We start from the raw sequence: 22,655 nt of genomic DNA, 5'->3' as shown, positions 1-22,655 counted from the left end.
CATTCAAATTAAGCTATGGCCAGTAATAAGCAACATGAAAGAACAAGGGCGCAAGAGAGCTCTAACGCCATAGAGCGCATGTATATTACCATGCGTCATTTGTTTAATAGAGGGTTTTACAAACCTATGGGAGTTTCTGGCGAAACCTTAAGGCAAGCATTATTACTGTTAAGACCAGAAATTTATGGTTCGGTAGGCGAAGAAAAAGCAGAGCTAGAAGGGCTTCTTTATGTTATAGATAGATTACCACGAGGTATTGAAGAGTGTTCGTTTATAAACTTGACAAGTGATGAAGGATACTCCAATTCGCATTTTGAACCTATTATTCCTAAAAAAAGACGACGTAATTGTTATAGAATAGATGATGAACAGATGAATATTGAAATTACAAGAGGGCGTTCAGAAATCTACGATATTCTTACCCATTTAACGTTTCTTTTTATTGAATCTCATAAAATTGGGAACCGAGTATTAATTGATGAGGAAGGTTCGACAACGCGCGATTGGATCAAGTTAGAAAAAGTAGTACTTTCAAAAAAGAAGCTTACAAATGAACAGAGGGAGGTAGCTATTACACATGCTGCAAATATCCTTGGAAGAGCGTTTAACGAAATAAATGTAATCTACAGGTCATTTTCTTGTCCGTCACAACCAGAAAGACTTTTGCATATTGTATATTGGTTAGGTAAGTTGGCCATAGAAGAACTGGTTCATAATAACAAAAGAACGGTTACTTTTAGTCCTGTTTTAAGAGAAAGAATAGGGCATCACATTCATGGAGAATTATGGGCAAATTCTATCAAAGAAGTACTATATAGCCATAATCTTTTGGAGAGGCCTTTGCATATAATAAGTGCTAATATGCATAGCGTTATGAATACGCTTTTTGCAGGAAAGGCTTTAAAGGCCAAAACATCAAATTTGGATGTTGTTGAGCTTTATGAATCGTTGAGTAAAAAAGAGAATGAGGCATTAAGGAATAAAGTTACAAAAGTAGCCTTGCAAAATGGGATGATTTATATTGAAGATAAATCTAGAGCAAATATTGATGTTCAGATATTTGACACGTCTAAAATGGATATTTCAAAAGTTGGTGTTAAGATGTCAGAAGTTGTTATTGAAAAAGAAAAGCCTGTAGTTTTGGTTATGGATTATGCATTTGGGGAACAGGCCTATGAATCAATTGATGAACTATTAAAACCATATAAAAGGCAGGATGAAAAAATTCATTTAAATGTAGAATCGGTATCTATAATGGGTAAGGCGGGTATTTTAGAAGGAGGAAAGGGAGATATTATGATTCCTTCAGCACATATTTTTGAAGGCACTGCCGATAACTATCCTTTTAAAAACGAATTAAAAAAAGAAGATGTTGAGGGGCAAGGAGTTGGTGTTTATGAAGGCGCGATGATTACCGTATTAGGAACGTCCTTGCAAAACAAGGATATTTTGAAATTCTTTTATAATTCCACTTGGCAAGTTATAGGGTTAGAGATGGAAGGGGCGCATTATCAAAAAGCTATTCAAGCGGCATCGAAAGTAAGAGGAAGTATAAAGAAGGATGTAAAAGTACGATATGCCTATTACGCTAGTGATAACCCACTTGAAACAGGAGCTACTTTGGCATCTGGTGGACTTGGTACCACTGGGGTAAGACCGACATATTTAATTACGAAAACAATTATACAGCAAATACTTAATTAACAACTATTATGAGTAAAGAATCTAGTCAGCCGCAACAATCAGAAGAGGTAGATTTAGGCCAATTGTTTAAGCTTATAGGAAATGCCTTTGAGCGTTTTTTTAAATTTATTGGAAGCATTTTCAAAGGCATTTTTCGAATTATTATATTGTTTTTGCTTTTTATTCAAAAACATTTTATAAAGTTTGCGATTGCTGGGGTAATAGGCTTATTAATCGGGGTTTATTTAGATTACAATAAAGAACCTAAATATATTTCCACCATGGTATTAGAGCCAAATTTTAACAGTGTTCAACAGCTGTATAACAATATAAACTTTTATAATGAGTTAGCCGTATCTAAGGACTCTACGGCTTTGGCAGAGGCTCTTAATATTTCTCAAAGGGAAGCTTCTTATATTAAGAAATTTTCCGTTGAGTCATATTCCGATGAAAACCAAAAAGTGCTGTTATTTGATGAATTTGTACGCAGTTTAGATACAACTACTCAGAAGGCCATTGATATGAAAGCATATCTTAAGAATTTTAATTCCTTAGATGCCCGTTTTCATACCGTTTCTGTTGTTGCCTCAAGTAATGTTATCGCCAAACAAATACAGCCTGCTATCATAAACTCTATTTCAAGCAACGATTATTTTAATCTTCAGAAGGATATTAGTGATGTTAATATTCAATTACAAGATAGTTTGTACAATAAACAATTGATTGAAATAGACTCATTACAGTTGTTATACAAGAAAGTCATGCTAAAAGAAGCTGAAAAGATCGAATCAGGAACAAATATTAGTTTGGGACAAAATGGATCTAGTGAAAACAAAGAACTTTCTTTAATAAATAAAATGGAAGCTTTAAAAGCAAGACTGGTTGAACTTAACGAAGAACGAGCGAATAAATCTAGTATTTTAAATGTTATTTCAGACTTCCCTTCAAAGGGTGTAGAATTAAAAGGGGTTTTAAATAGTTATAAGTTTATTGTTCCTATTGTAATCGTTTGCATAATGATCTTGTTTTTTGGCTTAATAACATTAAATAGTTTTTTGAAGAACTATAATAAGTAGTGAAAGTGAGAGTATTAATTACAGGAGGAGCTGGTTTTATTGGGTCGCATGTGGTTCGGCTTTTTGTGAAGAAATATCCTAACTATAAGATTTTTAATTTAGATGCCTTGACATATGCAGGTAATCTCTCAAATCTTAAAGATATTGAGGAAGAGGCTAATTATACTTTTATAAAAGGAGATATTAATGATGAAGCATTTATCTCAGAAATCTTTCAAACGCATAGATTTGAAGGAGTTATTCATTTGGCTGCGGAATCGCATGTGGATAGGTCGATAAAAGACCCTTTGGCATTTGTGAAAACTAATATTATAGGTACATTAAACTTATTGAATGCTTTCAAAGATTTATGGAAAGATAATTTTGAAGGTAAACGTTTTTATCATATTAGTACAGATGAGGTCTACGGGACATTAGGGGAAACAGGATTATTTACAGAATCCACTTCTTACGATCCGAATTCTCCTTATTCAGCTTCGAAGGCCAGTTCAGATCATTTTGTTAGAGCCTACAGCGAAACCTATGGTTTGCCCTATGTTATTACAAATTGCTCTAATAATTATGGTGAGAACCAGTTTCCCGAGAAACTAATTCCGTTATTCATAAATAATATAATACACAACAAACCATTACCAGTATATGGCGATGGAAATTATACTAGAGATTGGTTGTATGTTAAAGATCATGCGATAGCAATTGATTTGGTTTATCATAAAGGATTAAACGAAGAAACTTATAATATAGGAGGGTTTAATGAATGGAAAAACATTGATTTGGTCAAGTTGCTATGTGAGCAAATGGACAGTAAATTAGGAAGGAAAAAGGGAACTTCTGAAAAGCTCATTACATATGTCAAAGACCGTCCAGGTCATGATTTAAGATATGCTATTGACGCTTCCAAAATAAAGAACGAATTAGGCTGGCAGCCTTCGGTAACTTTTGAGCAAGGACTTGAAAAAACAATTGAATGGTATTTAAATAATAAAGAGTGGTTAGATGATGTAACAAGTGGGGAATATCAGTCTTATTACGAAAATCACTATAATAAATAGTATGAAAGGAATTATACTCGCGGGGGGGTCAGGAACACGATTACACCCGCTAACACTTACAGTAAGCAAGCAACTTATGCCTATTTATGATAAGCCTATGATATATTATCCTCTGTCTACTTTAATGTATTCAGGGATTCGAGAAATTTTGATTATTTCTACGCCTAAGGACTTACCACTATTTAAAGACTTATTAGGAGATGGTGAAAAGTACGGATGTTCTTTTGAATATGCTATTCAAGAAGCTCCTAATGGATTGGCTGAGGCGTTTTTAATTGGAGAAGAGTTTATAGGAAACGACAAGGTGGCATTAATATTAGGAGATAATATTTTTTACGGGACTGGGCTCAAGAAACTCTTAAGGGCAAACAATAATCCTGAAGGAGGGATTATTTACGCTTATAGGGTTCATGATCCAGAGCGTTATGGGGTAGTGGAATTTGATGATAACAACAAAGCTATTTCTATTGAGGAAAAACCAGCTGAACCAAGATCAAACTACGCGGTTCCTGGAATTTATTTTTACGATAATTCTGTAGTTGGAATAGCCAAAAATATTAAACCCAGTCAGAGAGGGGAACTAGAGATAACAGATGTTAACAAACAGTATCTGGAACTAGGGAAATTAAATGTAAGTATCTTAGATAGAGGTACGGCCTGGTTAGATACGGGAACATTTCAATCCCTTATGCAGGCAGCTCAATTTGTTGAAGTCATAGAAGAAAGACAAGGGCTAAAAATAGGTGCTATTGAAGCAGCTGCATTTGAAATGGGTTATATTAATGAAAGTCAGTTTAAAGTTTTGGCAGAGCCTCTATTGAAAAGTGGCTATGGAAAGAATTTGCTAGGCATATTAAAGGAGAAATGATGAAGGCTACCCTAACTGAATTAGAAGGTTGTATTATTCTTGAACCGAAACTATTTGAAGATAAAAGAGGTTATTTTTTCGAGTCTTATAATGAAGCTGTTTTTAACGAAATTGTAGGGAATAAAGTTGGTTTTGTCCAAGATAACGAGTCCTTGTCTTTTCAAGGAGTTCTGAGGGGACTACATTTTCAACAAGGGAAATATGCACAAGCAAAATTGGTAAGAGTTCTTGAAGGACAAGTTTTGGATGTGGCGGTTGATATCAGAAGAGAATCACCAACATTTGGGCAACATATTGCTGTTGAACTATCTGAAGAAAATAAAAGGCAGTTGTTTATACCAAGAGGCTTTGCTCATGGCTTTGTTGTTTTAAGCAACACTGCACGTTTTTCATATAAATGTGATAATTACTACAACAAAGAATCTGAAGGCGGGGTATTGTATTCAGATAAGAGTTTAAACATTGATTGGAAGTTGCCAGATGAACAACTAATTGTTTCAGAGAAAGATTTAATATTACCTGAATTTGATAAAACCCTTATATGATAAATATTTTAGTTACTGGAGCTAGTGGTCAACTTGGACACTGCATAAGAGATTTATCGCCTAATTATATGGGGTTTAACTTTATTTACACAGATTATCAAGAACTAGATATTTGTAAAATGGATGAGGTCATTCCATTTTTTGAATCAAACCAAGTTGATTACTGTATAAATTGTGCTGCTTACACTGCTGTTGATGAGGCTGAATCAGATGTAGAAAAATCCTATAAAATTAATGCGCTCGGCCCAAAAAATTTGGCCTCGGCTTGTGCTAGACACAATGCTGTTTTAATTCATATTTCTACAGATTTTGTTTTTAATGGAAATCAATCAGTCCCTTATACCGAGGAAGATATGCCAGAGCCAATAAATGTTTATGGAGCCTCTAAATTGAAGGGAGAAAAAGAAATAGGCCACACTTTTAGCGAACATTTTATTATTAGAACGGCTTGGTTGTACTCGGAGCATGGGAATAACTTCTTGAAAACTATGTTAAGGTTAGCTAAGACGAAAGAAGTTTTAAGCGTTGTAAATGATCAAATAGGGACTCCCACCTATGCAAGAGATCTAGCCAATGTTATTTTGAAACTTATTGCAGAAAGAAAGGATTGTTATGGACTATATCATTACAGTAATGCGGGTATAGTAAGTTGGTACGATTTTGCTAAAGAGATATTTGATTTGTCGGAAGCAACAGTGCAATTAAATCCGATTAAATCTGAAGAGTACCCAACACCAGCAGCAAGACCAGCTTATAGTGTGATGAATAAAGGTAAGATAAAGGATGCTTTTAGCTTAAATATTCCATATTGGAAGGATAGTTTAAGTACGTGTTTATCAAGACTAAAATAGCTTTAAGCAATAGGGTATGGACTATATGGTTAATTTAAAGAAGGAAAGGTAGGATATGAAAAAAAAGAATTTATTGATTTTTGGTACAAGGCCGGAGGCAATAAAAATGGCTCCATTGATTAAAGAGTTTCAAAGATTCCCTAATAAATTTGACACAAAAGTTTGCATTACGGCTCAGCATCGTGAAATGTTGGATCAAGTTTTATCTTTTTTCGAAATTACTGCAGATTATGATTTAGACCTAATGAAGCCTAATCAAAACTTATACTCTTTGACGGCAGAAATTATACAAGGGCTGAAGGTTGTTTTAGAGGAGTTTAATCCGGATTTTGTATATGTTCATGGTGATACCACCACTACAATGGCTGCTAGTATAGCTGCATTTTATTCGGGTTCTAAGGTTTGCCATATTGAGGCTGGATTGAGAACCTTTAATAAAAGATCTCCTTTTCCAGAAGAGGTTAACAGAAGTATTACGGGCGTAGTATCAGACTACCATTTTGCCCCAACCATCACGTCGAAGAAAAACTTACTAAAGGAGAATATAAAAGATGATTTAATTTTGGTTACTGGAAACACGGTTATTGATGCTCTTAAGTTTAGCACAAATAAGGTTTCTTCAGAAGACTATTCTGACGAAGAGGTAGATGGACTAAAGACCATATTAGATCTTTCTAAAAGAATTATATTAGTAACTGGTCATAGAAGAGAAAACCACGGAGACGGATTCGTTAATATTTGCCATGCCTTAAAAGATATAGCTCAGGCCAACCAAGATGTTGAGATTGTTTATCCTGTGCACCTTAATCCAAATGTACAAAAACCTGTTTATAAGCTTTTGGGAGAAGTGAGCAATATAAAATTAATCTCGCCCTTATCCTATCCTGCCTTTGTTTGGTTAATGAACAAATCTTATTTAATAATAACAGATAGCGGTGGCGTGCAAGAAGAGGCACCAAGTTTGGGGAAGCCTGTTTTGGTTATGAGGAATACTACAGAAAGGCCTGAAGCGGTTGATGCTGGAACGGTTTTATTAGTGGGGACGAATACAGAAAAAATAGTAAAAGAGACGAATCGTTTACTATCAAATAAAAGCTATAATAGCATGAGTAGGTTACATAATCCTTATGGAAATGGAATGGCCTGTAAAAGAATTGTTGAATTTATTACTAAGTTATAAGATATGAACAAAAAACCACAAGTAGTAATGATAGGTTTAGGGTATATCGGATTACCTACGGCAGCCTTAATAGCTCAAAATAAAACTTACGTTCACGGGGTTGATATAAACTCTAAGGTTGTTGAAACAATTAATGCAGGAAAGATACATATTGTCGAGCCAGAATTAGATTTGGCAGTTGCAAGCGCCGTAAAAAACGGTTATTTGAAAGCAGACACGGTTCCCGTAGAGGCTAATACATATTTAATTGTTGTTCCAACCCCTTTTAAGGCAAAAAATGAACCAGATATTTCGTTTGTTGAATCTGCCACTAAAGCGATACTACCTCTTTTGAAAAAGGATGATTTATATATCATTGAATCAACCTCTCCCATAGGTACAACAGAAAAAATGATGCAGCTTATATATTCTGAAAGACCAGAGCTTGAAGGCATGCTAAATATTGCTTATTGTCCAGAACGTGTTTTACCAGGGAATGTTATGTATGAGTTAGTTCATAATGATAGAGTTATTGGCGGGGTTGATGAAGAATCGACAGAGAAGGCCCTATCGTTCTATAAACAGTTTATAAAAGGAGATTTGCACCGTACCAATGCTAGAACGGCAGAAATGTGTAAACTAGTTGAGAATTCATCAAGAGATGTACAAATAGCTTTTGCCAACGAATTATCTTTAATATGCGATAAGGCTGGAATAAATGTATGGGAATTAATAGAATTAGCAAATAAACACCCTCGAGTTAATATTTTGCAACCTGGTTGTGGGGTTGGAGGGCATTGCATTGCGGTAGATCCTTACTTTATAGTAGCAGATTACCCTATGGAGTCTAAAATAATAGGAAAGGCCAGGGAGATTAACAATTATAAGTCTTTTTGGTGTGCAGAAAAAGTACAGACAGCTAAATTAGAGTTTGAATTAGCTCATGGTAGAAAGCCAAGTGTTGCTATAATGGGCTTAGCCTTTAAGCCTAACATTGATGATCTAAGAGAGTCTCCAGCAAAATATATAGCTCAAAAAATATTGCAGAATGCCAATAATGAGAAACACTATATTGTAGAGCCCAACATAGATGTACATAATATCTTTAAGTTAACAGATTATACCGAAGCTGCTAAAAACGCAGATATTGTGGTGTTTTTAGTAGCCCATGATGAGTTTAAAGCCCTAGAACTGAATGAAGACAAGATTGTTTTAGATTTTTGCGGGGTATTTAGAAAGTAGAACGATGGAAAGAAAAGTGGTCACTATTAGAGGAAGCTTTATTGTATGAAGCAATCATGGAAAAAAAATTTTAGTATTCTTCTTATTGCTACTTTGTCGAGTAAGGCGATTGGATTTCTTAGAGAGTTAGTCATTGCTTCTAGATTTGGTGTTTCACAGGAGTTCGACATACTCTTAACAGTTTTCGTTGTGCCCAACATGATAATTAGTTTGCTTTTATACGCTATACCTCATATTGTAATTCCAAGACTTGATTTGGGCCAAAAATCCGAAGCTAAATTCTATACCCTCTTTGCCAAACAGTTTTTTTGGCCATATATAATATTTCTGCTAATTATAGTTATTATATATAACTTATTGTTTCAACTTTATATTAAGTTAACACCTTCAATTCAATTTGAAAATCACATACAATTAGCATCTAATCTTACCATTTTATTTGCTTTTTTCACTTTTTTTAGTTCAACTTACAACATTTTTAAAGCTGTTTATAACGCAAAAGAAAGGTTTACGTTACCTGCATTTACACCATTACTCATCCATATCTGTGTTATTTTATCAGTCCTATTTTTTTATCAAGAATATGGGGTGCTTTCATTTGCATATGGTCTTGTTTTGGGAAGTGTTTTACAAATATTTGTGTTTGTTTTTGATTTAGTTAAAAGAAATATTTTTAAATATTTTAGATTTTCCCTTCAGCCAAATAAGTTACATGTGGGGTCTTATGTGATAATACTTTTAATCGAATTTTTGGGGCAGAGCTATGCCTTAATTGACAGGTCTTTTATTGCAGATTTGCCTGAAGGACATATATCTTCAATGTACTATGCAGGGATTTTGAACAATCTGCCTGTAACAATTATTGGTTTGACATTGGGAACTGTATTTTTTCCAAAAATTTCACTTTATGCGCAAAACAGAAATTTCCTGGTTCTCAAGAGTTTTTTAAAGAAAGGGTTGGTGTTTTCTTTCTTAGTGGGATTCCCTTTCTCAATTGTTTTTTACTTTTACGGGGAGGATATAATTACTTTGATGTTTGAAAGAGGAGCTTTTAGCAATAATGCAAGTTTTGTTACAAGTAAATATCTTCAAGTTCTGTCAATAGGGCTGCCATTTATATTTTTTCATATCCTATTGGCTAAAGCGTGTTTTGCGTTGCATAAGGAAAGAATACTTTTTTTGAGTACTTTTTTAGCAATAGTAGTTAAAATTGTATTAAGTGTTTTGTTTATGAGTAAATCCTATTTTTGGGGACTATCGTTGGCCACTAGTATAAGTTTTATGCTGAATGTGATTATAATTGTGCTACTTCTTTATAGGCGATCTGAATTGTTTTTAAAAGTAAAATGATGAAAGAAGTTGATAACAGAGTTGATGATTATTACTACCCTATATTTATATTTTTGGTAATTATCACAGGATATTGGGATTCCCCTTTAAGGAAAGTAATATCCATGATATTTCCAATAATGTTAATTACCTTCTTTTTAGTAAAATTTAGGTTTACAGTAAAAATAAATTTTACAACATTACTGATATACTTATATATATTTATATGCGTAATTGCCTCAATTTATGCTTATGATAAAGCTAATAGTTTTTTCATCACTTTTAGGATTATTATTTTCTTTTTATTGATTAGTGGATTGTATTTATGGATGGATAATTATTATAGGTTTCAATTGATCGTTAAATCGATTATCTATGCAGGAATAGTAGTTTGTGGTTCTATATATTTGGCTGTTCTATTGGGAAACGTGCAGCATGAATCTAATGGTAGTATTAGAACCGGAGGAATTTTTTCCAATATCAATAGTGCTGGATTTATTTGTTACATATCCTGTGCATACTCATATTTCAAATTTATTGAAAAGAAGAAGAGTCGTTTCGTTTTTTTAATGTTATTTTTTGTAGGCGGAATTATTATAACTGGCTCTAGGGCAAGTATGCTGGCTTTAGCGGTCTCTTTCTTATTTTATAATTTGCGATTCAAATTAACAAAGAAAGTTATTAGTTTATTGTTTTTAGGGCTTATTTCTCTGTCTGGCGTCTTATTCTTTTTTAAAGATAAAATTCTTACAATGTTAAGATTAGATAAGGGCTTATCTGCAAGAGACGTTTTATTTAATATTGGTATAAATATTACTAAAGATCACCCTTATACTGGTATTGGACTTGGTAATCTAAAAGATATCGGAGCTATTTATATAGAAAAAGAGGACGTTGGAAATTGGTTAAAAAATATGCTATTAGATATTGGAATTCAAAGTTCTCATAACGTATTTATAGAAACAGCAGCAGAAATTGGTGTTTTTGGATCAGGAATTTTGGCGTTAATATTGCTGCACATTGGAAGAAAATATTATAAAGGACTGAAAGTCAGTCTCCTCAAAGACAGAAATTTTTATTTTATTATTTGGGGTATTTTTATGGGCATATTGGTAAGGTGTTTTTTTGAAAGCAATGGAATAATAAACCGAGGATGGATTACTATTGATATTTTTTTCTGGATTACCTATGTCATTTTTTTAAGATCTAAGCAATGGAAGCTTCAAAAAAGTATTTAATTTAAATGAAGAGAATAACCGTGTTGTTGCCAAAAGTTACTAAACCAAAAACGGGAGGACAGAAGTATGACATTTATCTTGTAAACAAATTAAAGGATTTACATGGTGAGATTGTTACAGTTACCGATAAAACCTTTAGTATTCAGCCAAAAGTTGCACTTATTTATAATTTTATTTATTCGTTGAAACTAAATAGTTTTCTTAATGCAGATGTTTTAATAACGAACAGTAGGATGTATCCGAGGCAATATTTGTTCTTAAAAATCTTGAAGATATTTAGTAAGAACATTAAACTTATTGTAATTCATCATCACTATAATTATAAGGTTAAATCTGGGTTAACTCGAAAGATACACAGATATTTTGAACTTCGATTTTTAAAAGGTTTTGATTTAATAATTATACCGAGTAGATATGTGAAGAATGAAACAAAGCGGCTTTTTCCAGAAAAGGCCTTACGGTTACTTGAAATAGCTTTTGAAAAAAGTAGCGATTTACAAGTTATAAAAAAACATCCTGAACCAAATTTACTTTATATAGGTACCATAGAGTCAAGGAAAGGAATACACCTGCTTATAGAGTCGTTAAAAGAGGTAAAAGAAGACTTTCAGCTTAAGCTCGTTGGAGCTTTTAAAAATCAAGACCCGTATTATTTAATGCTAAAATCCAAAATAGAAGAAGGTCATTTAGAGGATAAGATAACTTTTTGTGGGAGAGTTTCAGATGAACAAATGAAAGATTATCTCAAGGAGGCATCCATATTTGTTTTCCCAAGTTTGCATGAAGGCTATGGAATGGTTATGGTTGAAGCAATGTCTTACGGATTACCGGTTATTGCATTTAATAATTCCGCTATTCCTTTTGTAATAAAGGATAAACATAATGGGTTGCTTGTTGAAAATGAAAATATATATGATTTGACAGCAAAAATTAGACAAATATTATCTAATGAAGCATTACTTAAAAAATTAAGTAAAAACGCGCAATCCACTTATAAAAACATTAGAAAATTTGATGACTTAAACCTAGAGATTGAGTTGTTTTATAATGAGCTTATAGATGAAAGTTGAAATTTGGGGAACCTATCCTCCTCCTATAGGAGGTGTATCCATACATATAATGAGATTTATTCATGAAGTTAATAAACTTAACTCAAATATTGTACTGAAGGATTTTAATGGGTTAGATGAAAATGAATTCGATTATATAATTAAAGTTAAGAGTAAACTTAATGAATTTTTTGCCTTACCTTTTCGTTCAAAGATGTTAATTCATTTGCATTCAAATAAGTTTATTGTTTTTGTTTTGCTATTAATTTTTGGACGAAAGCATAAAATTGGGATGACAATTCACAATAAAAATCTTGTTAAGACCTCAAAAGGTGTAAAAAAGAAATTAACAACTTTATTTCTAAGAAGACTAGATTTTATAATACTAAATGATCCAGAATACGCTAATCAATTTACAGAAGCGTTTAAAATTGATAAATTAAAAACACATGTACTCCCCGCTTATATAAAGCCATTGGAGACAGAACGAAGTAAACTACCTAAAAAAGTCCTTCAATTTAGGCAACATAAAGAATTTTTAATATCCGCTAATGCATTTATGCTTCGTTTTGAGGAAGGTGTTGATATATATGGTTTTGATTTGTTAATTGATTTGGTATATGCCCTGAAAAAAAAAGATATTAATGTGGGCTTAATTTTTTGCTTACCACAAATTGGGAATCAGCAATACTATGGTCAATTGTGTGCTATAATTAAGGACAAAAGCTTAGAAAAAGATATATTAATACTACAAGAAAAATTACCAAATGCCTTCCAGATATGGGAGGCTTCAGATCTTTTTATTCGACCAACAACTACTGATATAGAGGGCGTTTCCGTTAAAGAGGCATTAGACTTTAACACTCCTGTTATTGCAAGTAATGTTTGTAAAAGACCTAAGGAGGCGGTCCTTTTTAAAAGTAGGGACTTTGAAGAACTATTAAGTAAAACTTTCGAGTTGTATAAAGCTTCAAAAGCTATTAATAAAACTCCCATTTCTTTCAATGGCGAAAAGATTACACCTAAAATTTTAGAGATCTATTTAAATTCTTAGAAATTATTTTCTATTTGTTAAAGCAAAACCAGGATATTTGTATCTTTATTCGTTCAAATCAAGAATTTATGAAAAGGAATATTTTAACCCTGTTTTTTCTAGTCATTACTTTGTTTCATTCATGTTCAAAAAAGGAAGATTCAAAGTTCTTTGAAGTAAAAGGAAGAGTATTTTTAGAAGGAGAGCTGGTTGAGGGTGCAGAGGTATTATTGAAAAATGAAAATGACAATTATAAAACCGTAACTAAAAATGATGGAGAATTCATATTTGAAAATTTAAATCCAGTACCCTATACATTGGAGGTATCCAAAGATTTGAATAATGAGGGGTTACATGTAAAAAAAGTATATAATACTAAAGGGAATAATGGAACTGAATTAGAGAGTATTTTTTTACCTATTCCAGTAGACTTCGCGGATCCTATTGAGGTTAGTAATACGTTTATTAATTTAGCGTGGAATGCATCAAATTCCGACGACTTTAAAGAATATAAAATATATAGAAGTGGAAGCTCCGCTTTAGATGAAGATACAGGAATTTTAAGACATGTATCAACTATTAGAAACGATACCACTTTTATCGACGACCAGAATTCCCCTTTAGGCGGTCTATACCCTAATACGGACTATTATTACCGTATTTATGTAATGAATGATAAAGGCAAGCTTGGAGGGAGTAGTATTTATAAAATAAAAACAAAAGAATTTGCTAATAATGTAAACACGGCTTATAAACTCAAATCTGTAACTAATTTTGCGGTTGAAAAAACAGTAACAGGTATAGAATTTTATGGTAGCCATTTATGGATAATGTATGAAAACGGTAAGCTTGTTAAATATGACTTTAAAACAGGTACAAATTTAGAGACATTTATTTTAGATGGTGATTTTAAGGGACTAGCATATGATGGCACGTATTTATGGACAAATTATAGGGTTCCTTTTGAAGGTACGTTGTTTCAAGTAAATCCTATTGATGGTAAAATAGTAAAAAGTTTTGGGATGGACCCTTCAAGTGATTTAGCATATTTAAATGGAAGCCTTTATATGCTTTGGAGAAATTTAAATCAAATAAACCCAATTAACGGTGGATTAATTAACCAATTTAAAAAACCTTTTCCGGAGGCTACTTGGGGGATTACTGCTAGAAATGGTGAAATTTGGATAAATAGTTATGCAAGAGACAGCAATAAAATAGCTATTTTGGATGAAGAAGGTAATCATTTTGGAATTGCCTACATCTCTGAGGATGAACATGATATTTTGTCGAATGGAGATCGATATACCATGTGCTTTATGAATAATCAAATTGTGTTATCATATGGCTCTAGGCTTTATATATATGATATTGAAAAAATTGAACTTTAGTAATTGAATATGATGGTTTTGGAGATTTTAGTTTAACAGTGGTTAAAAATAACAACTTAAATTAAAAGAAATCATAAGAAATTAAGTTCTGTTAGTGTAAAATAGTTTATTTATATTTTGTCAGAAGTATTAAAGCCACAGTATTCGAGATTGGAGATTTTTCAGCAATATGCCCTATACCTTTGGGCATTTTGTGCTTTTTTTTCAGATCTTAATTTTGTAGCATATATTTTCATTGGGGTTACTTTGGTTAAGATTGCTAAGCAAAAAGAGTATCATAATTTTAAGTTGTCAAGAGATAAATACCCTTATGTTTTTTTAATGCTTTTTATTGTTTGGCATTTAGTTTCTTTATTGTATTCAGAGAATTTATATGGGGGCATTAAGCAGATAGAAAAAAAAATTCCTTTACTACTTATTGCTATTCTTGGTATTGTTTCAAATACAATAACACTTCAGTTTAATAAAACTTTACGCTTTTATTTTTATGGTGCAATAACGGCTATCATAATTAGTTTATGTTATTGTTTTTACATGTTTTTTAATGGGTATTTAGGAGCAATAGCTTTAGTAAAAGGATTTAGTCAAGTTAATCTATTAAGCTTTTTTGAACATAGATTATATGTAGGCGTTTTGCTATTAATGATTCTACCTTTAATATTCCATAATTTAATAAGGAAAATCAGCTGGGTTAGAAAAGTTGGATATTTCTTATTGTTTGGAGTTGTTTTTTTTATGATATATTCTACCGGAGCAAGAATCTTGGTGCTTTGTACATTAGTTATTGCCCTCGGATTTCTTTTGAAATTTTTGAGAACTAAGGTAAAACGTGTATATTTTATTATGACGCTTATTATACTGGTTACTGCAGCGTTTTCGGTTTTAAGTTCCCATCCACGCACAAAACTAACCATAGACCTTATTAAGAAAAATAAGCCATTAGAAGATATTGATAATCGCTTTGTTACTTGGGTAAATGCCGTTGAAATAATAGCAGACAACCCAATTCTTGGCGTGGGTATAGGAGATTCTCATAATAAACTATTGCAATCATATCAAGCCAATGGAAATATTTTAGAATTATCAAATAAATTAAATGTTCATAATCAATATTTGCAAACTGTTCTTGAGACTGGTGTTGTTGGAATCATTTTGTTTATTTTTTTTCTTGTATCCTTATTTTTTGTTGGCTTTGATAGAAAACCTTACTTATATGCGTTTTTAGCATTATTTGGAATAGGTTTTTTTATTGAGTCAATGCTTTCGCGAGATATAGGTACTTTTCCAATGGCTCTATGGGTTTTTATTTTGGTTTCAACAAATAGTAGTAAAGAGGGAGGTAATAGCGCATATAGAAATGATGACAATATGATTGTTTTGGGAAGCAGTATAGCTTCTCTTATTTTAATTTTAATGATGTTTATATGGTCTAAAACTAATGGTTTTGATAATGCAAAACCTTATACGTATATGACATTACCTTTTACATATGTAAAATATGCAGATCTACCAGATAAAGAGGGTTTGCCTTTTGTGACGGATGCTTGTTCTTTTAATAGTTTAAGTGATTTTAGAGTGTTTGAGAGAGGCTATTTTATTGCGCCAGAGGTTTATACAACCACTATCGACCAGCCAGCAAAAGTTAATTTTGGAATATGGTGTTATCTTTCTGAAGATAGTAATATCAATGAAGTATATGTTTTTGCTTGGGATAGAGTAAATGTTTCATACCGAAAAAAGTATAACCTGAATAAAAAAAATACTTGGCAGTATTTAGAATTAGAAAATGAAAGTTTCAGGAATAGCTTTTCATTAGGTGTTAGAATAGATGTTTTAAAAGAACAATCTAAAATTGAAGGAAAAGTTTTTTTTGCATTACCAAAATATGACATTAAGTATAAAGAAAAGCCTCAATAAATTGTATTTTTGGCTTTTATTTTAGAAGACGCAATCTCTAAGTTTTATAAACTTAAGATACTCCGATAATTATGGATAAATTAAAGAGTAAGTTAAGGAATTAAAAAACTGGTAATGGTGTTAGAAAACGAAAACTAGATTTATGAAACAAATCATACAAGACCTTAAAAACGGAGAAACAATTCTAGAAGAAGTACCTGTGCCAATGGTAAAATCGGGTCATGTTCTCATAAAAACCTCGAAAACATTAGTTTCTCTTGGTACCGAAAGAATGTTGGTAGAATTTGGAAAAGCCAATTTTATCCAGAAAGCGAAACAACAACCGGATAAGGTGAAAATGGTTTTAGATAAGGTAAAAACCGACGGCTTAAAACCTACTATGGATGCTGTTTTTAATAAATTAAATCAGCCCTTACCTTTAGGATATTGTAATGTAGGGGAAGTTGTGGGAGTTGGTAAGGGAGTTAATGAATTCAAGATTGGAGACCGGGTAGCATCAAATGGGAATCATGCAGAATTTGTTAACGTACCAAAGAATTTGGTTGCTAAAATTCCTGACAATGTTTCTTACGATGAAGCTGTATTTACAGTAATAGGTTCGATAGGATTGCAGGGAATTAGGTTGTTGAACCCCACTTTTGGAGAAACGATAGTTGTTGTTGGTTTGGGGTTAATAGGACTGATTACCGCAGAATTGTTAATGGCTAATGGTTGTAATGTTGTAGGTTTTGATTTTGACTCTGAAAAAATAAAAATAGCCAAAGGAAAAGGTATTATGGCTCTTAACCCAGCCGAAGGAAGTGATCAAATTAAATATATAGAAGCCCATACAAATGGAGTTGGAGCCGATGGTGTCATTATTACGGCATCCAGCAAGAGTAATGAAATTATTTCTCAATCCGCAAACATGTGTAGAAAAAGAGGACGCATTGTTCTTGTAGGAGTAATAGGATTAGACATTAGCAGAGCAGATTTTTATGAAAAAGAAATATCCTTTCAAGTGTCTTGCTCGTATGGGCCAGGAAGATATGATGAAGAGTTTGAACAAAAAGGAAATGATTATCCAATAGGTTATGTGCGTTGGACCGAAAAAAGAAACTTCGAGGCGATATTAAATTCTATTTCTAAAGGAACACTTGATGTAAAACCCCTAATTACCGAACGAATTCCGTTAGCAGAATATCAAAAGATTTATGGAGATATGAAGAACCCAAAATCGATAGCCTCTATTTTGGAATATAACGACACAAAGTCTCCTCAATCTACAGTAGAGATTTTTCAAAAATCATTTGAGGGTAAAAAAGGAGTTTTAGGAATTATAGGGTCTGGTAATTTTACGAGCTCTACGATTTTACCAAATCTTAAAAAGTTAAATGCGGATGTAAAATATATTGCAAGTTCTGGGGGGCTTTCTTCTACAATTATGGCGAGACGCCATAACATTAAGAATTCAACGTCTGATTATAAAGAAATATTGAAGGATGATGATGTTGATCTTGTTTTTATTACTACAAAACACCATATGCATGCATCAATGGTTTTAGAAACTTTGAAAGCTGGGAAAAGTGTTTTTGTAGAAAAACCTTTGGCTTTGAATAATTCTGAGTTAGATGACATAATTGATGAGTACAATAAACAAAATGTAAATATATCAGTTGGTTTTAATCGGCGTTTTGCACCGTTATCTAAAAAAATGAAAAAGCTTTTAGGAAATGACAATACTCCCATTAATATTGTTGCGACAATGAATGCCGGTTTTATTCCAGGGGATGTTTGGGTTCATGACATGGAAGTTGGTGGTGGTAGAATCATAGGTGAAGCTTGTCATTACATTGATCTTTGCAGTTATTTTTCAGGAAGCAGAGTAACAGCTGTTTGTATGAATTCTTTGGGTAAAAACCCAGAAGAAAACACAGATAATGCAAGTATTCTATTAAAGTATGAAAATGGGAGTAATGCTGTTATTAATTATTTTTCAAATGGAAGTAAAGCATATTCTAAAGAGCGAGTTGAAGTGTATTCTCAAGAACGTACTTTGATTATGGATAATTGGCGTAGATTGAAAACCTACGGATTTAAAGGAGCAAATGCATCTTCTAAACAAGATAAAGGGCATTATAATCAATTTAAAGAGTTAATAATGAGTCAGAAGAATGGAAGTAGTCCCATTATTGCTTTTGCAGCTATTGTTAATACAACAAAGGCTTCTTTTGCAGCTATTGAATCACTTAAACAAGGTAAATGGATAGACATAAATTAAGTCTAATATTTAACACACTAAAGTATTTAAGGTTTAAGCAGGTCTATTATCGACTGGTTTATTTTGTTAAGCATAATTTTTTTAACCCTAAATATGAAAAAAGCCTGCCTAAGAATTTTACGAGATTAAATTGGAGTGATTCATTGCTTTACCCAAATTCTTTTCTAAAAAGTAATATGTTTCTTTTTTTAAATATTAAACATGTTTTTAAAAATGGGATAGATTGGAATTACTCAGGCTATGGAAAATTATGGACATTTAATTTAAACTATTTTGATTTTCTCAACCAAGAAAACATTAAAGTAGATGAAGGTCTTAGTTTAGTGAATGATTATATTTCTAATTATAAAATCCTTAAGGATGGTAAAGAGTCCTACACAATATCCTTAAGAACTATAAATTGGGTTAAGTTTTTGTCCAAACACAATATCCAAGATTTGTCAATAAACCAAGTTTTGTTTAACGATTATCAAAGGTTGTTAAGTAATTTAGAATTACAGTTTTTGGGAAATCACTATATGGAAAATGGTTTTGCCCTTTTATTTGGAGCATACTTCTTTCAAGACGACGAGCTTTATAAAGCATCGAAGAAAATATTAGAGTCAGAACTTGAAGAAGAAATTTTGAAAGATGGAGCACATTTTGAACTTTCACCAATGTATCATCAAACTATGTTGCATAGGGTTTTAGATTGTTTGTGTTTAGTTAGATATAACGATTACAAGTCTCAGGAGCTAGAGGAGTTCTTGAAATGTAAAGCAATTCAGATGTTAGCTTGGCTAGAAAAAGTGACATATAAGAATGGCAGTATTCCAATGGTAAACGATAGCAGTCATGATATAGCACCATCCTCTAAAAAACTGTTTGATTACGCTAAACTATTGAATTTAAATTGGAACCAAGGGGAGCTTAAGGAATCTGGGTATCGGAAAGTAATAATGAAAAATTATGAGCTTTTTATAGATGTTGGTCATATAGGAGCATCTTATCAACCAGCCCATGCTCATGCAGATACTTTTAACTTTGAGTTGATGGTTAAACAAGTCCCAATAATTGTTGATTCTGGGACATCAACATATGAAAAAAATAATTTAAGACAATTACAAAGAAGTACGGAGTCTCACAATACTGTGAAAATAGGGGATTATAATCAATCTCAAGTATGGAGTGGGTTTAGGGTAGGAAATCGAGCAAAAGTCATTAGTATAAATGAGGAAGGAAATATAATAGAAGCAACTCACGATGGGTATAAAAGAATAAAAGTGTTACATACCAGGAAGTACGTTGCTAAACCTAATGAAGTTATTATTGAGGACCTGCTTTCTAAAGAACCAGATTATGTATCACGAGCCTTTTTTCATTTTTACCCTGGAATTAGAGTTGTAAAAGATGAAAATAGTATTAAACTTGAAAAGGAAGGTGTGATAATGAAATTTTCCGAAGATGTATTAGATATTATTATACGCGAGTATAATTACGCTTTAGGATTTAATAAAACCACTAAGGCGCAAAAGGCAGAGGTGGTTTTTCGAAGAATATTAAAGACTCATATTTATCTATGAAAATACTTTTCTTAACAGATAATTTTCCGCCGGAGGTTAATGCTCCTGCTACTAGAACCTATGAGCATTGTAGGCAGTGGGTTAAGGAAGGTACTGATGTTACAGTAATTACATGCTTTCCTAACTTTCCTAAAGGAAAGGTGTTTGGTGGCTATAAAAATAAATTATATCAAAAAGAAATAGTTGATGGAATAAAAGTTGTTCGGGTTTGGACTTTTATATCCGAAAATAAAGGATTTATCAAAAGAATATTAGATTATGTAAGCTTCATGATATCATCATTTATTGTTGGTTTGTTTATTAGGACAGATGTTATAGTTGCAACATCTCCACAGTTTTTTACGGTTATTTCAGGAAGGTGGTTGTCTTTTTGGAAAAGAAAAAAATGGGTTATGGAAGTAAGAGATTTATGGCCAGAATCTATTAAAGCCGTTGGTGCAATGCAAACAGGCCCCATTATTAAGTTTTTTGAATATTTGGAAAAGAGTATGTATCGTAATGCGTCCAAAATAGTTGTGGTTACAGATTCTTTTAAAGACACATTAGTTTCTCAGCATAATATTCCAGAAACCAAAATAGAAATTATTAAAAATGGCATTAATAACGATTTGTTCTATCCTTCTGAAAAAAACATTTCATTATTAGAAAAATTAAATTTAAAAGATAAATTCATTATTGGATATATTGGAACGCATGGAATGGCTCATGGTTTAGATTTTATTTTGAAAAGTGCAAAAAAACTAAATAATAAAAGATTTCACTTTTTGTTTTTAGGAGACGGAGCGAAAAAGGAGGAGTTATTGATTTTAAAGGAAAGTTTAGATCTTGATAATGTGACCATGCTTTCGTCGGTTAAGAAGAACGATGTTGCAAGCTATATTTCAATTATTGATGTAGGCTTAGTGAACTTAAAGAAGTCTGATACTTTCATGCATGTATTGCCATCTAAAATTTTTGAATTATCTGCAATGCGAAAACCTATATTATTAGGTGTTGAGGGGGAGGCTAGAAAACTAATTGAGGATTATAATATTGGTATTGCCTTTTTGCCAGAGAATGAAGAAGATTTTATTAATAATCTCTATAAGATAGAGGCTATGTCCTTTAGCGAAACTGGCTTTAAAAGAATAGTAAAAGACTTTAACAGAAATAACCTTGCGTCTGCTATGCTCAGTTTTATTAGTAAATAATTAATAAATTCTACTGCGCGTAAACTAAGCATACTTTTGTACTTTTGCCATTAAACTACCTAGGATGCCATTTTACTACCTCATATTTTTTTTTGTAGGAGCTTATATATTGACTTTTTTTACTATTCCGAAAATAATAGGACTTGTTGAGTATAAAAATCTCATGGATAATCCTAATAGTAGAAGTTCCCATATTAGTAAAACACCTACTCTTGGAGGCGTTTCTTTTTTTTATGCACTTGTTTTAGCTCTTTTCTTTGCAAAAGATTGGTGTGAATATGCCGAGGCGATTTATCTAATACCAAGTTTAACTATTTTATTTATTGTAGGCTTAAAAGATGATTTAGTGGTATTATCGGCATATACGAAACTTGGTGCTCAGTTGCTTGCCGTTATTTTTGTGCTTAGTAATGAAAGTTTTACCATTTTTAGCATGAACGGATTTCTTGGTATTAACAACATTCCGCCTTATATTTATTATTTAGCAGGTGCCTTTATTATGTTAACCATCATAAATGCATATAATTTAATTGATGGTATCGATGGTCTAGCTGCAATTGTGGGTATAATTATTTTAATTATTTATACCACTATTTTTTATATGACGGAGGAGTATTTCTTTGTGCTCTTAAGTTTAACCTTAAACGGATGTTTAATAGCATTCTTAAAGTTTAATTTATCGTCCAAGCAAAAAATCTTTATGGGAGATACAGGCTCATTATTAGTTGGTTTTATAATTAGTGTTTTGACGCTAAAATTTTTGGCATTATCACCTGAGAAATACGATAGCTTGCCGTTTTTGATTGAAAATGTACCTCTAATTGCTATCGCCATATTAATAGTTCCTTTATTCGATACAGCTAGGGTTTTTACCATTCGATTGGCTAATAAAAAGAGCCCTTTTTCCGCCGATAGAAATCATACACACCATATATTAATAGATTATTTCAAGATTTCTCATAAAAAAGCGAGTTTAATAATAGGTGGGTTTAATTTAATATTTGTTTATTTAATTATAATTTTGGGTAGTACATCTTACAATTTTTGGTTGGTAACTGTTTTAGTTTTAACTGTTATTGGATTAGGATACTTTTTCTTCAGGTATGATTATAGTTTTGCAAATATTAGAAGAAAGATTTTGTTTAAAAACAAAGTTAAAAGCGTAAAAGGGAAAAGTAAGAAGCTAATAAAAAAAAATAAAAAGTAAAAGTGA

The 22,655-nt window shown here is 32.1% G+C and carries 18 protein-coding genes; all 18 read left to right on the top strand.

From position 1 onward, the window contains the following. The first annotated feature begins 15 nt into the window (after positions 1–15). Complete coding sequence (locus tag E5D58_RS13605; protein WP_136482689.1) at positions 16–1,704, top strand: DUF6909 family protein; 1,689 nt, start codon at positions 16–18, stop codon at positions 1,702–1,704. Positions 1,705–1,712: 8 nt separating this feature from the next. Further along, complete coding sequence (locus E5D58_RS13600; RefSeq protein ID WP_136482688.1) at positions 1,713–2,759, top strand: hypothetical protein; 1,047 nt, start codon at positions 1,713–1,715, stop codon at positions 2,757–2,759. After that, on the top strand, positions 2,759–3,811 hold the full coding sequence (gene rfbB, locus E5D58_RS13595) for a dTDP-glucose 4,6-dehydratase (RefSeq protein ID WP_168796697.1): 1,053 nt from the start codon (positions 2,759–2,761) through the stop codon (positions 3,809–3,811). Before E5D58_RS13600 ends, rfbB begins: the two co-directional genes overlap by 1 nt. Before the next feature lies 1 nt (position 3,812). Next, positions 3,813–4,679, top strand: a complete 867-nt coding sequence (gene rfbA / locus E5D58_RS13590; protein ID WP_136482684.1) for a glucose-1-phosphate thymidylyltransferase RfbA — start codon at positions 3,813–3,815, stop codon at positions 4,677–4,679. Further along, a complete protein-coding gene (gene rfbC, locus E5D58_RS13585; protein ID WP_136482802.1) occupies positions 4,679–5,224 on the top strand; it encodes a dTDP-4-dehydrorhamnose 3,5-epimerase in 546 nt (181 codons plus the stop codon). Before rfbA ends, rfbC begins: the two co-directional genes overlap by 1 nt. Then, positions 5,221–6,075, top strand: a complete 855-nt coding sequence (rfbD, locus tag E5D58_RS13580; RefSeq protein ID WP_136482682.1) for a dTDP-4-dehydrorhamnose reductase — start codon at positions 5,221–5,223, stop codon at positions 6,073–6,075. Before rfbC ends, rfbD begins: the two co-directional genes overlap by 4 nt. A gap of 55 nt (positions 6,076–6,130) precedes the next feature. Further along, entirely contained in the window at positions 6,131–7,255 is a 1,125-nt protein-coding gene (gene wecB / locus E5D58_RS13575; protein ID WP_136482681.1) for a non-hydrolyzing UDP-N-acetylglucosamine 2-epimerase, read from the top strand. A gap of 3 nt (positions 7,256–7,258) precedes the next feature. Continuing rightward, entirely contained in the window at positions 7,259–8,476 is a 1,218-nt protein-coding gene (gene wecC, locus E5D58_RS13570; RefSeq protein ID WP_136482679.1) for a UDP-N-acetyl-D-mannosamine dehydrogenase, read from the top strand. A 45-nt stretch (positions 8,477–8,521) separates the two neighbouring features. Then, positions 8,522–9,826, top strand: a complete 1,305-nt coding sequence (locus E5D58_RS13565; RefSeq protein WP_136482677.1) for a lipid II flippase MurJ — start codon at positions 8,522–8,524, stop codon at positions 9,824–9,826. Beyond that, positions 9,823–11,043, top strand: coding sequence for an O-antigen ligase family protein (locus E5D58_RS13560; RefSeq protein ID WP_136482675.1), 1,221 nt, complete (start codon positions 9,823–9,825; stop codon positions 11,041–11,043). Before E5D58_RS13565 ends, E5D58_RS13560 begins: the two co-directional genes overlap by 4 nt. 5 nt (positions 11,044–11,048) lie before the next feature. After that, complete coding sequence (locus tag E5D58_RS13555; protein ID WP_136482673.1) at positions 11,049–12,113, top strand: glycosyltransferase family 4 protein; 1,065 nt, start codon at positions 11,049–11,051, stop codon at positions 12,111–12,113. Beyond that, positions 12,103–13,146 (top strand): glycosyltransferase, encoded by a 1,044-nt coding sequence (locus tag E5D58_RS13550; RefSeq protein WP_136482671.1) that lies wholly within the window; start codon positions 12,103–12,105, stop codon positions 13,144–13,146. Before E5D58_RS13555 ends, E5D58_RS13550 begins: the two co-directional genes overlap by 11 nt. Positions 13,147–13,214: 68 nt before the next feature. Then, positions 13,215–14,513 carry a carboxypeptidase regulatory-like domain-containing protein gene (locus E5D58_RS13545; RefSeq protein ID WP_136482669.1) on the top strand — a complete coding sequence of 433 codons (1,299 nt, stop codon included), beginning with the start codon at positions 13,215–13,217 and terminating at the stop codon, positions 14,511–14,513. Positions 14,514–14,630: 117 nt separating this feature from the next. Then, a complete protein-coding gene (locus E5D58_RS13540) occupies positions 14,631–16,430 on the top strand; it encodes an O-antigen ligase family protein (protein ID WP_136482667.1) in 1,800 nt (599 codons plus the stop codon). A 142-nt stretch (positions 16,431–16,572) separates the two neighbouring features. After that, positions 16,573–18,690 carry a bi-domain-containing oxidoreductase gene (locus E5D58_RS13535; protein ID WP_136482665.1) on the top strand — a complete coding sequence of 706 codons (2,118 nt, stop codon included), beginning with the start codon at positions 16,573–16,575 and terminating at the stop codon, positions 18,688–18,690. Between the two features lie 176 nt (positions 18,691–18,866). Further along, on the top strand, positions 18,867–20,252 hold the full coding sequence (locus E5D58_RS13530; RefSeq protein WP_168796696.1) for a heparinase II/III family protein: 1,386 nt from the start codon (positions 18,867–18,869) through the stop codon (positions 20,250–20,252). Beyond that, positions 20,249–21,442, top strand: coding sequence for a glycosyltransferase family 4 protein (locus E5D58_RS13525; protein ID WP_136482661.1), 1,194 nt, complete (start codon positions 20,249–20,251; stop codon positions 21,440–21,442). The genes E5D58_RS13530 and E5D58_RS13525 overlap by 4 nt, the downstream gene beginning before the upstream one ends. A gap of 163 nt (positions 21,443–21,605) precedes the next feature. After that, positions 21,606–22,649 carry an MraY family glycosyltransferase gene (locus E5D58_RS13520; protein ID WP_235835921.1) on the top strand — a complete coding sequence of 348 codons (1,044 nt, stop codon included), beginning with the start codon at positions 21,606–21,608 and terminating at the stop codon, positions 22,647–22,649. Positions 22,650–22,655: the final 6 nt, after the last annotated feature.

It is taken from the genome of Cognatitamlana onchidii (assembly GCF_004804355.1).
In the GTDB taxonomy this organism is placed as follows: domain Bacteria; phylum Bacteroidota; class Bacteroidia; order Flavobacteriales; family Flavobacteriaceae; genus Cognatitamlana; species Cognatitamlana onchidii.
Note: the sequence above shows the minus strand (reverse complement) of the source record. Positions and strands in the feature narration are given on the sequence as shown.